Origin of the sequence: Pseudoalteromonas sp. SG43-5 (assembly GCF_014164345.1) — a bacterium.
Lineage (GTDB): Bacteria > Pseudomonadota > Gammaproteobacteria > Enterobacterales > Alteromonadaceae > Pseudoalteromonas > Pseudoalteromonas distincta.
Map to the genome: position 1 here is coordinate 175635 of NZ_JACJFA010000002.1, position 12292 is coordinate 187926.

Here is a 12292-nt window from a genome sequence, read left to right on the forward strand (position 1 = left end):
CAAAAAATAAAACCGGAGTGTGTAATGAAATACCTATTTATATTGTTTGCTTTAATGGCCCAATCTGCACTTGCACAAGAGCGCGTTATTAGCGCTGGCGGCACCCTTACTGAAATAATTTATGCGCTAGGCAAACAAAATACCCTTGTAGCTGTTGATCAATCGAGCATGTACCCGCACCAAGCCACGCAATTACCGCAAGTGGGCTATTATCGCGATTTAGCTGCAGAAGGCGTACTTTCAATGCGTCCAACCACCTTGTTAGCGCTTGAAGGCGCAGGGCGAAGCCAAGCACTTAAGCAAATTGAGGCAACAGGGGTTAAGCTAATTCATTATAAAAAGCCGACCTCAGTTAACGAGCTACTTGAGCTTATAAAACGCCTTGGTACCGACTTAAACGCCAAGCAAAAAGCACAAACACTTATTACACACATTACAAAATCGTTACCTGAAAAAGCAAAAGCGCAAACACACAGCGCGCTATTTTTACTCTCAGCTAATGAGCGCGGGCTTATTGCAGCCGGGCAAGAAACCGTCCCTAATTTATTATTTAGCTATGCAGGCATTACCAATATAGGCGCTACGCATTCAGGCTTTAAAGCAATTAACACCGAAGTACTTGCTATAAATCAGCCCGACTTTTTAGTAGCCCCAGCCCATGTTGTACACAGCCTTGGCGGTAAGCAGGCTTTTTGTGAGCAACCTACACTACACTTATTAAAAGCGGCGCAAACCTGTAACTTACTTGTAATGGATAGCCTACTTTCGCTTGGCATGTCGCCACGTATTGCCACAGGAATTAATGAGCTTAACGAGTACAAAGCCCACTTATGAACACCCTAACATTGAGCCGTTTTAACCCTGTAACACTTAGCCAAACCCATAAATGGATGCTATTAGCCTCTGTGTGTATTTTTGCTTTGGCGCTACTTAGCATAGGGTATGGGCCAGCAGGGTGGGATTGGCGTTTAGCCATTGCTTGGCTTGCACCCGAGCGCTTTAATCAGTTTGATGCGCTGCAAATAAATGTCGTAATGCAAATACGTTTGCCACGCTTTGTGCTTGCAGTGCTTGTAGGGTTGGTGCTTGCCCAAACAGGCGCGTCAACGCAAGCGCTGTGCCGCAACCCATTGGCCGATCCATCTATTATTGGCATTAGTGCGGGTGCGGCTATGGTTGCTGTGGCGTTTATAGCACTTAGCGCGCAGTTTAATTTTAACGCGCAGTTGTATTTACCTTATGCGTCGTTTTTAGGGGCGCTTGGTGTTACCTCGCTGGTATATTTTATTGCCAAGCAGCAAGGGCAAATTAATATCACCACACTTATATTAGTGGGGGTGGCTATTAACGCGTTAGCATTTGCGGTTATTGGGCTACTGAGCTTTTTTGCCGACGATAGCGCGCTACGATTAATAAATTACTGGACCATGGGCTCATTAGGCGGAGCAAGCTGGAGCACGATTATTCAAGCTGCGCCGTTACTGTTTATCAGCCTAATTGGCCTGTGGCGGTTAAAAGAGCCCATGAACTTACTCCTTATTGGCGAGTCACAAGCTCAGTACCTAGGGGTAGACACCAACAAGCTCAAACTATATGTAATTATACTTGTTGCACTAGGAGTAGGGGCGGTTGTGGCACTTACCGGCTTAATAGGGTTTGTTGGTTTAGTAGTCCCGCATATTGCCCGATTAATGGTGGGGCCGCATTTACGTAATATGCTGCCGCTTTGTATGCTAATTGGCGTAGTGGTATTGCTACTTTCTGACTGGCTAGCACGCATTGTGATCATGCCATCAGAGCTACCCATTGGCATTATTACTGCATTATTGGGTGCGCCATTGTTTATTTATTTAATAGTGAAAAATAAGCGAGGTTGGTCATGATCACGTTTAACAACCTAAGCGTTGGCTTTGATAATCACAGCATTTTAAACGCTATTAATGGCAGCGCTAAACAAGGGCAACTTGTAGCACTACTTGGTGAAAATGGCGCAGGTAAATCTACCTTGCTGCATACCTTAGCAGGTATGCATTCCTTTACAGGCAGTGTACTTTTTAATGCTAAGCCGCTGGCTGCTCATGCTAAAAAGCGCCTTGCCACACAGCGCGCAGTTATGATGCAAGCTAACCACGTAGGGTTTGATTTTACTGTATTTGAGCTTATTGCAATGGGCCGCTATCCATATGTAGAGTCATTAAAAATGCAAAGTGAAAAAGTACATAAATACGCCGCTATTATGGATTTAAACCAGTATTTAAATCGCCGCGTAAGTGCGCTTTCGGGCGGGGAGCAACAACGCGTACATATGGCTCGTACTTTAGCGCAGCTAAACGCTTTTACACAATCGGCCGAGCCAAAACTAATGCTGCTCGACGAACCTACATCAGCACTTGATATGCGCCATCAACATGCTTTGCTCAGCTGCGTTAAAGCGTTTGTAGGGCAGGGTAACAGCGCCATTATTGCAATACACGACCTAAATTTAGCCAGCCTTTATGCAACCGATGCTATTTTACTGCACAACAAAAAAGTGCTGCAAAGTGGGCCTATAAACACCGTATTAACTGAACAAAACTTACAACAAATGTACGCCATGAAACTGCACGTAAACCCTCATCCTTATAACGATGCACCCATGGTTTTTTCTCAACGTCAGGAGTTTTTATGAGAGAGCAAGCGTTAAACGATGCACGCACATTGGTTTACAAAACCAATGCTGGTGTCATGTCGACCATTTCTATTAATTTACGCGGTTACCCGTTTGGCTCAGTAACCCCCTATATGTGCGACGAACAAGGCCGTGTTTACTTTTTTATTAGCGATATAGCCCAGCACACTAAAAATCTAAAGCACGACTCTCGTATGAGCCTAACTGTGTTTGATGCCGCCGACTACGGCGATCAAAACGAGCACGGCCGCGTAACACTTGTAGGCGATGGCTCTATTGTGCCAAGTGAGCAAGCACACACTTTACTTAATAACTATATTGCCCTATACCCCGAAGCCGCTAGCTATCGCAACGCGCACGACTTTCAATTATGGCAATTAGACGTAGTGCGTGTGCGTTACATTGGCGGCTTTGGCAAAATATTTTGGCTTGAACAAAACGAATGGCAGGATGAGGCAAAAAACTGGGACGAAAGCCAACAGCAAAGCATGATTAACCATATGAATGAAGATCACCAAGATGCTATGTCGCTCATATTAATGCAGCACTACGGCGTAGCCGATAACACCCCAATAATGAGCGGCCTATTACCCGCTGGTTTTTATATACAAAGCCAAAAGCGTAATTACTTTATTAATTTTAAAACCCAGTGCAACAGCCCGTTAGAGGTACGTAAAGCGCTGGTTACGTTAACCAATCAAGCACGCAACAACTTAGCTAATACAGAGGAAACAGTATGAAAAAATTAATTGCTTTACTAAGTACTGCACTACTACTTAGTGTCAATGCAGCACATGCAGACGAATGCACACTTAGCCTTGATGCAAACGACATGATGCAGTTTTCAACTAAAACGCTAAGCGCTCCTAAAAGCTGTAAAAAAGTAACTGTAAAGCTTAGCCATGTAGGTAAATTACCCGCCAATGTTATGGGCCATAACTGGGTGCTTGCTAGCGAGAAAAACATGCAAGCTATAATAACCGATGGCAACGCAGCAGGGCTTAGTAACCACTACTTAAAGCCTAACGATACTCGCGTACTTGCCGCTACCGACATTATTGGCGGTGGCAAATCAGCGCAAGTTACTTTTAATACTAGCGCCTTAACAGCAGGGACTAACTACACGTATTTTTGCTCTTTTCCTGGGCATTACGCCATGATGAAAGGCACATTTACGCTTAAATAAATATCAAAGGGTGTATTGCACTAACACTGTGTAATACACCCTATTTTATTATTGGCAATGCGTTTGCTCGCCTCGTTTGGCTAAAGCTTTAAAAGCCGCTTGTTGATGTTCTTTTTGTACATAACGGGGTGGCAAAGGATTAACCTGCAACTGATACCCTGTTTGATTAGCTTGCACGCTTGTTACCGGCGATATCCAAACAACATTTAACTCTGGCGCTAAACGCTTAATAACACGCGCTATACCTTCGCCATTTTTTACATGAAAATCGCCCGAAATATGCATTACCTGCGTATTTTTATGCGCTGTTACATAGTTAACAATAGACTCCCCCATAGTTTCATCCCATGTAACTTGTGCTGCAAAATAGTTTTCGTTTTGACTCGGTGAGCCGTGGTGCATTGACGCCATAAAACGTTGTTTATAATCACTGGGGGATGTATCAATAGCGGCTGCAATGAAGCTCTGCTGTGTTTCATCAAGTTTATTTAGGTAACTTATGCCTTGCCTGCCAATACAGGTGACTATATTTTTTGGCGCATTTGCAGCGATTACATCGCTATTGTTCGCTTTAGCCAGCTCTACCAACGCACGGTAATCACTTTTGTAATTAGGCCACGCTTGGGTGTTGTCAATTAAGTATTGCTCACCAATTTCACCTTTAACATACTGGTTTAAAGTAAGCTGATCGGCGCGGCTAAATTGTTCAAGCGACAGGGCAGTGCGTTTATTGACTCTACTTAATTGCTCAAATAACTCAGCCTGAAATAAATGCACACCCGGGTGCGTATGCCATTCACCTACTAAAACCACATCGGCATTTAATAGCTTGGGCTCTAATAATACAGAGCTAACAGGCTTTGCTTGTGCATTATAAAGCGCAGTGTAATAAAGCGATGAGCTTTTATCAGGCGGCACAGTTGTTGTGCTACAACCACTCAAACCCGTAACTAACGCCAGAGTTAACATAGACTTTTTCATACACACCTTTCAAAACCTTTTAATGCAAATAATTATCAATATCATATACTTGTAATACCTATTAAGCCAGCCAAACTGCTGCTTACTTACATAATCAAGGAAATGAGCGAAATGCGCATTTATATGCCTTAACTTTGCTTGTAGATATTAAATAGCTTTTGATAGCAATATCTTAGGTAATTTGTTAAAACTGTGTAAAGTATAAAATGAGCGTGACATCGGCAGAAGTATGCTCGATTCGAGGCCTATAAAATCGTTCGATGTTAAATGGAGTTCTATGAAGCATCCAATTTTTAGTGAAAACATGGAAGATGGTTTTAGCCTATTCTTACTAAAATTTTCAGAATCAAGAAGCTGTCTCTTATTTGGTACCTCAGCTCTTTTGTTATTTATATTTGCAAGTCAAAACATCAGTTTTATGAGTTTTCTTAATGAACACTGGTTTGGTAACATTCTTCAGATTTTATGTGTAATTGGAGCTTTATTAAGTTGGTTTTCAGCACATGCACATTCATATAAAAATGGACACTTTAAACTAGTAGCTTCCATATTATTACTTTGGCCAATTATCTATATATAATTGTTTTATATACATTTAACTGAAAAAACCTAACGTAAATATCAAATGAAATTATAGTTGGCTGTTTTTTGTTCCTAAAACCATTTTAGTCAACTATATTATTCCGCTTATGTAAGCGCTAGGCCCTGGAGAAGGTTTTATAGATGGAACCAAATTATTCAGAATATTCTATTACTGAATTGCAAGAAGCTATCACGTCTATTGATAGGGCTTTGTACCCTGAACGCTTTGAGCTATTAAAAGCCGAACTATTAAATAGAGAAGAGGAAGAGCATGATGCTTCTCAATTAGTAAGTCTTTCATCAAAGGACTTACTTATTAAGCTCAGCAATGCATTTTTTGTAATTCCGTTGATGATCTATATAGGAATAGATGCACTTAATAGCGGTGAAATACTCCTTAAAGGAGGAGCTATATCAAAAAATGAAAACTTTATATTATTTACATTAAGCGTAATATTTTGTTTTTTAATCTCAGCGGTACTGACATATAGCCTGTTTGTGGATAAGAGAAAAAGTTCCTGACATATGTGTTATGTCGTTCATAAATTCACTAGGACACAGTTCGATTGGTAGTGCTTTTCTGGAGGTTGATAATATTTTCAACTCAGGGCAAAACATGCTGCACAAGCTAAGCAAAAACAAGTTATAGAGAATAAGAAGACGGTGAAGTGTATTTAAAAACTCTTTAACTGAAACAAAAAGGCCGCAGTAATAAATACTGCGGCCTTTGTTTTTAGCTAAGCGCTTTAAACTAGGTACGTTTAGTAAGCGCCTGCGCTATATATAAGCTCGTAGCTGTGGCTGTAAATCTCAAGGATGTTACCAAACGGGTCTTCCATGTAGATCATGCGGTACGGCTTTTCACCCGGGTAGTAATAACGAGGGGCTTCCATACGTTTTTTACCGCCAGCTTCTACAATACGCTCGGCTAAACCTTCTACATCAGGGTCTTGAACACAAAAATGAAAGATGCCTGTTTTCCAGTATTCAAAATTGTCTTTTGGGTTTTCTTGGTTTTTAAATTCGAAAATTTCGACACCAATACGATCCCCTGTAGATAGGTGCGCTATTTTGAATTTTTCCCACTTTTCGCCAAATACTTCTGTACACATTTCGCCAATTGGGCTTTTGTCTTCGGTAATTAAAGTCGGTTCCATTATTGTGTACCAACCCATAACCTTAGTGTAAAACTCGACTGCTTTTTCAACGTCGGGAACCGAAATACCAATGTGCGAAAAACTACGTGGATATGTATGACTCATAATGCTTCCTCTTTAACTTGTGACTTATCTTGTGGCTAGTTGATGGAGTTAGTTTACGAACTGAACAATATTAAGTAAAATTATCATTAATCATCATTTTGAGTATGTTTTGTAATGATAAACCCTGCATGGTTAAACACGTTTTGTACGTTGGTTGAGGTAAATCACTTTACCCAAACCGCCGAACGCCTTTTTATGACCCAATCTGGCGTAAGCCAGCATATTAAAAAGCTTGAGCAGCAAGTAAACTGCGCGCTATTAGAGCGCCACGGCAAACAATTTACCCTTACCGTACATGGGCAAAACTTGTATCAACAAGGCAGCTTGTTATTAAAGGAATGGCAATTTTTAGAACAACAATTAAAAGATGATTCGCCTTACAGCGGCTTGGTAAAAATACAATCGCCTGGTAGTTGTGGGCTACAATTTTATAGCCAATTATTAGCGCTGCAGGCAAAGCATACCGAGCTTAATATTGATTATCGCTTTGCACCCAATACAAGTGTAGAGCAAGCTGTGGCAAACCACAGTGCCGACATAGGCTTTTTAACTCAAGCTCCGACACTTAGCGAAGTTACAAGCCACAAAATTGGTAAAGAAGCCTTACTATTAGTCACCCCCGCACATATTAAAAACCCAACATGGGAGGTTTTATGTGAGCTTGGCTTTATTGGCCACCCCGATGCAAAACACCACGCACAGCTATTACTGAGCGAAAACTACAGTGAGTTTGAACATATTGATCAAATTAAACGCACGGGGTTTTCTAACCAGATAAGTTTAATACTGGAGCCGGTAAGTTTAGGGCTAGGTTTTACGGTTTTACCTGCGCATGCCGTTAGCGCATTTAATAAACCTGCGCTTATTAAAACGCACCATTTAGCTAATCCAATTAGCGAGAGTATTTATGTATGCCATCACCGAAATAGGCCAATGGCAAAGCGTATGAATACAGTAATTGAGCTAATAAAGGCGGGAGTAAATAGTTAAAACGTAAACCCCCTTTACACCCACGGCACTTAATACCATAAGCAAAAGGGGGAATAGAAAATTAATTAACGCTTTCTAATTTTGCTTTTAAATCAAGTAAGTCGGTTGCGATAGTATTTGGCTGTATTTCCCACGGATCGAAAATAGATTCTTTAGATCGTTGGATCCATGCCGCGCGCATACCATGCGATATGGCACCGGTTACATCAAACGGATTACTTGATACAAGCCACGTGTTTGCGCCTGTTGAATTAGTTTCGCGTAAAAAGTGGCTATAAACCCCTGGGTTTGGTTTAAAGGTTTTAACGTCGTCGGCACTTATTACCCCTTCAAAAAGCTCACTAATGCCAGCGGTTTCTAATAAGGTATGAACTGCGTCGGCAGCGCCGTTTGAAAATGCAAACAAACGGTAATCCTTCGCTTTTAATTGCTCAAGGCCTGCTTTTACATCATCGAACGCAGGAAGCGTTTTATAAAGCTCTAGCAGTTGCCCCTTTTGATCTTCACTTAGCTCGGTTTTGTGCGCTAAGCAGGCGTAATCGAGTGCGTGTTTTGTACATAGCGAGAAAGGAATATAATTTTGCATTAATCCACGTCTAAATGAATACTCTAATTGCTTTTCGCGCCATGTATTTGAAAATGCTTGGGCGTTATCGCCAATCATGTCGTCGAGTAAGGACAGTACGCCGTGAGTGTTTATTAGCGTACCGTATACGTCAAATGCAAGTGTAGTTGCCATGTTTGCTCCGCAATAAAATAAATTAAGTTGGTTTTAGAGTACTTGCTTACAGCTTAACTTACTTTGAACGAACGCTCAATTTAATAAAACTTATACGCATCAAGCGCTAAAACATCCATTTCGATGTCTTCATGTATTTTTTCGGCTTTACCGTCACTACTTCCTAGCGCTGCAAAAAGAGGTAAAAAGTGCTCCTGGGTAGGGTGATTAAATAAAGCATGGGGTGCTTCATTTAAATAGTTAAGTAACGCTTGGGTGTTTTGCGCTATTAATTTTTGCTCAACCCAATGGGTAAACTCATCAACCATTTGAACACGATTAGGTGTTGCAGGGCTTTTAAATATTTCACGTAGATTGTGACTAATCCCGCCGGAGCCAATAATTAATACGTTATCGCTGCGCAGTGGTGTAAGTAACTGCCCGTACTTATACATAGCCTGAGCGCCCAAACGCGTGTTAATAGACACCTGAACAATGGGAATATTAGCTGCTGGGTACATTAAGCGCAGCGGGATCCACACACCATGATCCCAACCTTGATCTGCATTTTGCACCGTTTTAATACCCGCTTTGTAAAAGTACTCACTAATAGTATTAGCAAGCTTAGGGTCTCCTGGTGCTGGGTATTGAATTTCATACAGAGGCTTGGGGAAGTTATAAAAGTCGTGAATAGTATGCGGCGCATCTCCTGATGTAATAACTATATCGTGCGCTTCATCAAAGTGGGCAGAAAACACCACAATAGCACGAGGCTTACTAAGCGTTTGACCTATTGATGCAAGAAAATCTGACGTAGCCGATTGCTGTACAGCCATCATTGGCGAACCGTGAGATATAAATAAAGCAGGCTGAGTCATACTAAAACCTTAAACAAATAGACGTGTTATAAACACTATATAAGTTTCTAATTTGACGATAAATATGATACTTATTTATACATTATCAACAAAGTATTGTTAAAGATGGATAAGCTCACCACCATGAAGACCTTTTTAGCCGTTGTGCAAGAAGGATCGTTTTCAAAAGCGGCCGATAAGCTCGATATTTCCCCGCAGTTAGTCAGCAAATATATTTCTGCGCTGGAAGATAATCTACGCACGCGTTTATTACACCGTACAACGCGAAAAGTAAGTGTTACAGAGGCTGGAAATCAATATTATCAGCGTTGTCAGCAGGTGGTTATTGATATTGAAGACATGGAAAACTCACTCAATAACTTAAGCGAAAATGTATCGGGTGTGCTTAGTATTAGTGCGCCTATGTCGTTTGGTACAAAGCATTTAGCAGGCTTGTTGATTGATTTTCAAAAGCAGTATCCAAATTTAAAGTTAGATTTACGGCTCACAGACCAATATGTAGATATAGTAGAGCAGGGTATTGATATTGCTCTGCGCATTGGCGTATTAAAAAACTCAACGTTGATAGCTAAAAAAATTGCACCTATACACCTAGCGGTTTTTGCATCACCCGACTATTTAGAACACCATGGCACGCCACAAACGCTTTTAGATTTACAGTCACATAATTATTTACGCTATTCCCACAGCGAACCCACAAAGCGATTATTTGGGGTTAATGAGTTAAAAAGCGAGCTAAAGCTTGAAAGTAACTTTGTGGCTAACAATGGTGATTTGCTACTAAATACAGCCATTGCGGGTGGTGGTATTGCTATGCAGCCAACATTTATAGCAGGGGAAGCGCTGGCTCAAGGTAAAGTAGTGCGCATTTTAAAAGACTACGAACCCGAGCCAATGGGGCTTTACATGGTGTATGCAAACAGACAGTTTTTACCCAGTAAAGTACGTGCGTTTGTTGATTTTGCAAGTGGCTATTATGGCGATACACCTTACTGGGATTTAGGACAGTGATATATCGATAAGTAATCAATTAACGTTATTTGTAGATGTAGTGCAACAAGGCTCATTTGCCAAAGCCGCAGCACTGCATGATATGGATAATTCGTCACTATCTAAGCAAATTAAAAAAGGGACAAAACACCCAATTATTATGGAAGTAAAAATCCATAATAAAATAGGAATATAATTAAAATACAGATTCATATTACTGTGAGCGCGTTAAATTAATAATGCCCATTTTACTGTAATGGGGGTTTACAGTAATTTTTTGCGTTATACATTTAGCTCTTTTAATTTATTCCAGACGCTCTCGCCGCCAGGGTGAAGCGCTGCATGGTACCGATACGCATAATATGTAATAGGTACGCAATGATGCTTTTGGCCAACCACAACTAAACTTTTCTCTTTTAGCTCTTTAGTAATGACATAGTTTGGTAACCAAGCAATGCCATTACCCTCTAAAGCCTGTATTTTTAAAAGCTCTGTCATCGACGATACAAATACTTTTTTAAGTTTAGAGCCCGATATTATCGGCTCTAACTGCCTACCCATATAAGAATCTAAACTGTAAGCTAAGTGAGGTACAAACCCATCACTTTCTAAATTGTATATTGCCTTACCGTTTGCATTGCAGGCACTCACCGGCAATAACTCTGCACTGCCTATTTTTTGATGACTAAACGGAGGTAACTTTAATCGTTCGTTATCAAAAGCAATAAGTAGGTCACATGCGCCATGTTCGAGCGTAGCTGTGGCTTTATCAACATCAATGGCTTCTATATTGAGGACTACTTTGCGATCACTTTTACTATGAAAGTGCGACAGCTTTAGCGCTAAAAACGTAGCTAATGAGTGCGCTGCAGCAACCTTTACTGAGTGAGTTTCTTCAGAGGAGAGTTCTTCTAACATACTCACTGAGTTATTCATTTGGTTTATTAGATTACGCGCTGTTATATGAAATATTTTACCGCTTGAGGTAAGTGTAATTGGTAAGTTCTCTCTATCTATTAGCTCTGCACCTACGGCTTCTTCTAATGCTTTAATTCGTCGACTAAAAGCAGGTTGCGTTATATGCCTAAGCCTTGCGGCCTGCGAAAAGCTTTTTGTATTAGATAAGGCCAAAAAATCTTCTAACCATTTACTCTCTATATTCATAATACTCACTCAAGATATGCAATTTAAGCATGGGTAGTAAAATAATAGCATTATTCAAAACAAAAAAAACACGATAAATTTAACCCATACAGTAACAACTTATCGGAATATAACAATGCTTAGAACACTAGGAATATTGGGAGGAATGGGGCCTTTGGCTACCGCCTCATTTATGAATCAAGTAATTGCGTTATCACCTGCTAAAAATGATCAAGAGCACATACCTATGTTTATAAGGAATATCCCGCAAATTCCTGACAGAACAAATTTTTTAATGGGTATTGAAGATGAAAATCCATTTTTTGAGCTTAAAAAGGGTTTTAACCAACTTACTAGCTTAGGTGTAAGTTGCATTGTTATACCGTGTAATACCGCGCATTATTGGTACAACGCACTAACGCAAAATGCTGATGTGCATACCATTAGTATTGTACAAAGCGTTATTAAGCGCGCAAAGGCAACGGGCAAACGTAAGATAGGGATATTAGCAACCACAGCCACGCTCAATATGCGGATATATCAGACGGCATTTAGTAAGCACAATATTAAATTTATTGAGCCTAACGAGCAGCAGCAAACATTTATAATGCAAGGTATAACGACGGTTAAGTCAGGAGATTTAACCTCAGGACATAATCTTTTAAAACAAAGTTATGAGCTAATGCTAGCCCACGGTGCCGATACAGTACTATTTGGTTGCACCGAAATACCGCTAGTTTTAAATGAACAAGTATTAAATTCACCCGATACATGCTTAGATACCATCGCGATTTTAGCGCAAGAGTGCGTTAATTGGGCTTATATAAGCACTCAACAATCAACCCTCTCAAGTGTGGCTTAATTAAACATTAGTTATAAATAGGTGTGCTTACA

The 12292-nt window shown here is 40.5% G+C and carries 16 protein-coding genes; 11 read left to right on the forward strand and 5 right to left on the reverse strand.

Going from position 1 to position 12292, the window contains the following annotated elements:
* Positions 1-24: 24 nt before the first annotated feature.
* The 5 genes from H5161_RS03085 to azu are packed head-to-tail and all read left to right on the forward strand — an operon-like array spanning position 25 to position 3854.
* Positions 25-834 (forward strand): hemin ABC transporter substrate-binding protein, encoded by an 810-nt coding sequence (locus H5161_RS03085; RefSeq protein WP_182748256.1) that lies wholly within the window; start codon positions 25-27, stop codon positions 832-834.
* Complete coding sequence (locus H5161_RS03090; RefSeq protein ID WP_182748257.1) at positions 831-1883, forward strand: iron ABC transporter permease; 1053 nt, start codon at positions 831-833, stop codon at positions 1881-1883. Before H5161_RS03085 ends, H5161_RS03090 begins: the two co-directional genes overlap by 4 nt.
* Positions 1880-2668, forward strand: coding sequence for a heme ABC transporter ATP-binding protein (locus tag H5161_RS03095; protein ID WP_182768656.1), 789 nt, complete (start codon positions 1880-1882; stop codon positions 2666-2668). Before H5161_RS03090 ends, H5161_RS03095 begins: the two co-directional genes overlap by 4 nt.
* Positions 2665-3408, forward strand: coding sequence for a HugZ family protein (locus H5161_RS03100; protein ID WP_182768657.1), 744 nt, complete (start codon positions 2665-2667; stop codon positions 3406-3408). Before H5161_RS03095 ends, H5161_RS03100 begins: the two co-directional genes overlap by 4 nt.
* Positions 3405-3854, forward strand: coding sequence for an azurin (gene azu, locus H5161_RS03105; RefSeq protein ID WP_182736540.1), 450 nt, complete (start codon positions 3405-3407; stop codon positions 3852-3854). Before H5161_RS03100 ends, azu begins: the two co-directional genes overlap by 4 nt.
* A 48-nt stretch (positions 3855-3902) precedes the next feature.
* Here the strand turns inward: azu and H5161_RS03110 are convergent, their stop codons facing one another.
* Complete coding sequence (locus tag H5161_RS03110; RefSeq protein WP_182768658.1) at positions 3903-4835, reverse strand: ChaN family lipoprotein; 933 nt, start codon at positions 4833-4835, stop codon at positions 3903-3905.
* Positions 4836-5112: 277 nt separating this feature from the next.
* On the opposite strand from H5161_RS03110, the gene H5161_RS03115 reads away from it, so the two are divergent.
* Entirely contained in the window at positions 5113-5415 is a 303-nt protein-coding gene (locus tag H5161_RS03115; RefSeq protein WP_182768659.1) for a hypothetical protein, read from the forward strand.
* A 143-nt stretch (positions 5416-5558) separates the two neighbouring features.
* Complete coding sequence (locus tag H5161_RS03120; protein WP_182711983.1) at positions 5559-5939, forward strand: hypothetical protein; 381 nt, start codon at positions 5559-5561, stop codon at positions 5937-5939.
* A gap of 239 nt (positions 5940-6178) precedes the next feature.
* Here the strand turns inward: H5161_RS03120 and H5161_RS03125 are convergent, their stop codons facing one another.
* Positions 6179-6679 carry a lactoylglutathione lyase family protein gene (locus H5161_RS03125; RefSeq protein ID WP_002959229.1) on the reverse strand — a complete coding sequence of 167 codons (501 nt, stop codon included), beginning with the start codon at positions 6677-6679 and terminating at the stop codon, positions 6179-6181.
* 114 nt (positions 6680-6793) lie between these two features.
* Here H5161_RS03125 and H5161_RS03130 point away from each other — a divergent pair, with 114 nt between their 5' ends.
* Positions 6794-7669, forward strand: a complete 876-nt coding sequence (locus H5161_RS03130; protein WP_182736867.1) for a LysR family transcriptional regulator — start codon at positions 6794-6796, stop codon at positions 7667-7669.
* 61 nt (positions 7670-7730) lie between these two features.
* On the opposite strand, the gene H5161_RS03135 is transcribed toward H5161_RS03130, so the two are convergent.
* Positions 7731-8408 (reverse strand): haloacid dehalogenase type II, encoded by a 678-nt coding sequence (locus tag H5161_RS03135; protein ID WP_182768660.1) that lies wholly within the window; start codon positions 8406-8408, stop codon positions 7731-7733.
* 80 nt (positions 8409-8488) lie between these two features.
* Positions 8489-9265 (reverse strand): class III extradiol ring-cleavage dioxygenase, encoded by a 777-nt coding sequence (locus H5161_RS03140; protein ID WP_182768661.1) that lies wholly within the window; start codon positions 9263-9265, stop codon positions 8489-8491.
* A gap of 105 nt (positions 9266-9370) precedes the next feature.
* Between H5161_RS03140 and H5161_RS03145 the strand changes: the two genes are divergently transcribed.
* Positions 9371-10276: a LysR family transcriptional regulator gene (locus H5161_RS03145; RefSeq protein WP_182768662.1), complete on the forward strand. Its 906-nt coding sequence runs from the start codon at positions 9371-9373 to the stop codon at positions 10274-10276.
* Between the two features lie 7 nt (positions 10277-10283).
* Positions 10284-10451 carry a LysR family transcriptional regulator gene (locus tag H5161_RS20070; protein ID WP_261765618.1) on the forward strand — a complete coding sequence of 56 codons (168 nt, stop codon included), beginning with the start codon at positions 10284-10286 and terminating at the stop codon, positions 10449-10451.
* A gap of 86 nt (positions 10452-10537) precedes the next feature.
* On the opposite strand, the gene H5161_RS03155 is transcribed toward H5161_RS20070, so the two are convergent.
* Complete coding sequence (locus H5161_RS03155; protein WP_182768663.1) at positions 10538-11419, reverse strand: LysR family transcriptional regulator; 882 nt, start codon at positions 11417-11419, stop codon at positions 10538-10540.
* 115 nt (positions 11420-11534) lie between these two features.
* On the opposite strand from H5161_RS03155, the gene H5161_RS03160 reads away from it, so the two are divergent.
* Positions 11535-12260, forward strand: a complete 726-nt coding sequence (locus tag H5161_RS03160) for an aspartate/glutamate racemase family protein (RefSeq protein WP_182768664.1) — start codon at positions 11535-11537, stop codon at positions 12258-12260.
* Positions 12261-12292 lie beyond the last annotated feature (32 nt).

Coding starts and splice junctions, on each gene's coding strand:
- H5161_RS03085 (WP_182748256.1), top strand. CDS start 25: ATGAAATACCTATTTATATTGTTTGCTTTAATGGCCCAATCTGCACTT.
- H5161_RS03090 (WP_182748257.1), top strand. CDS start 831: ATGAACACCCTAACATTGAGCCGTTTTAACCCTGTAACACTTAGCCAA.
- H5161_RS03095 (WP_182768656.1), top strand. CDS start 1,880: ATGATCACGTTTAACAACCTAAGCGTTGGCTTTGATAATCACAGCATT.
- H5161_RS03100 (WP_182768657.1), top strand. CDS start 2,665: ATGAGAGAGCAAGCGTTAAACGATGCACGCACATTGGTTTACAAAACC.
- azu (WP_182736540.1), top strand. CDS start 3,405: ATGAAAAAATTAATTGCTTTACTAAGTACTGCACTACTACTTAGTGTC.
- H5161_RS03110 (WP_182768658.1), bottom strand. CDS start 4,835: ATGAAAAAGTCTATGTTAACTCTGGCGTTAGTTACGGGTTTGAGTGGT.
- H5161_RS03115 (WP_182768659.1), top strand. CDS start 5,113: ATGAAGCATCCAATTTTTAGTGAAAACATGGAAGATGGTTTTAGCCTA.
- H5161_RS03120 (WP_182711983.1), top strand. CDS start 5,559: ATGGAACCAAATTATTCAGAATATTCTATTACTGAATTGCAAGAAGCT.
- H5161_RS03125 (WP_002959229.1), bottom strand. CDS start 6,679: ATGAGTCATACATATCCACGTAGTTTTTCGCACATTGGTATTTCGGTT.
- H5161_RS03130 (WP_182736867.1), top strand. CDS start 6,794: ATGATAAACCCTGCATGGTTAAACACGTTTTGTACGTTGGTTGAGGTA.
- H5161_RS03135 (WP_182768660.1), bottom strand. CDS start 8,408: ATGGCAACTACACTTGCATTTGACGTATACGGTACGCTAATAAACACT.
- H5161_RS03140 (WP_182768661.1), bottom strand. CDS start 9,265: ATGACTCAGCCTGCTTTATTTATATCTCACGGTTCGCCAATGATGGCT.
- H5161_RS03145 (WP_182768662.1), top strand. CDS start 9,371: ATGGATAAGCTCACCACCATGAAGACCTTTTTAGCCGTTGTGCAAGAA.
- H5161_RS03155 (WP_182768663.1), bottom strand. CDS start 11,419: ATGAATATAGAGAGTAAATGGTTAGAAGATTTTTTGGCCTTATCTAAT.
- H5161_RS03160 (WP_182768664.1), top strand. CDS start 11,535: ATGCTTAGAACACTAGGAATATTGGGAGGAATGGGGCCTTTGGCTACC.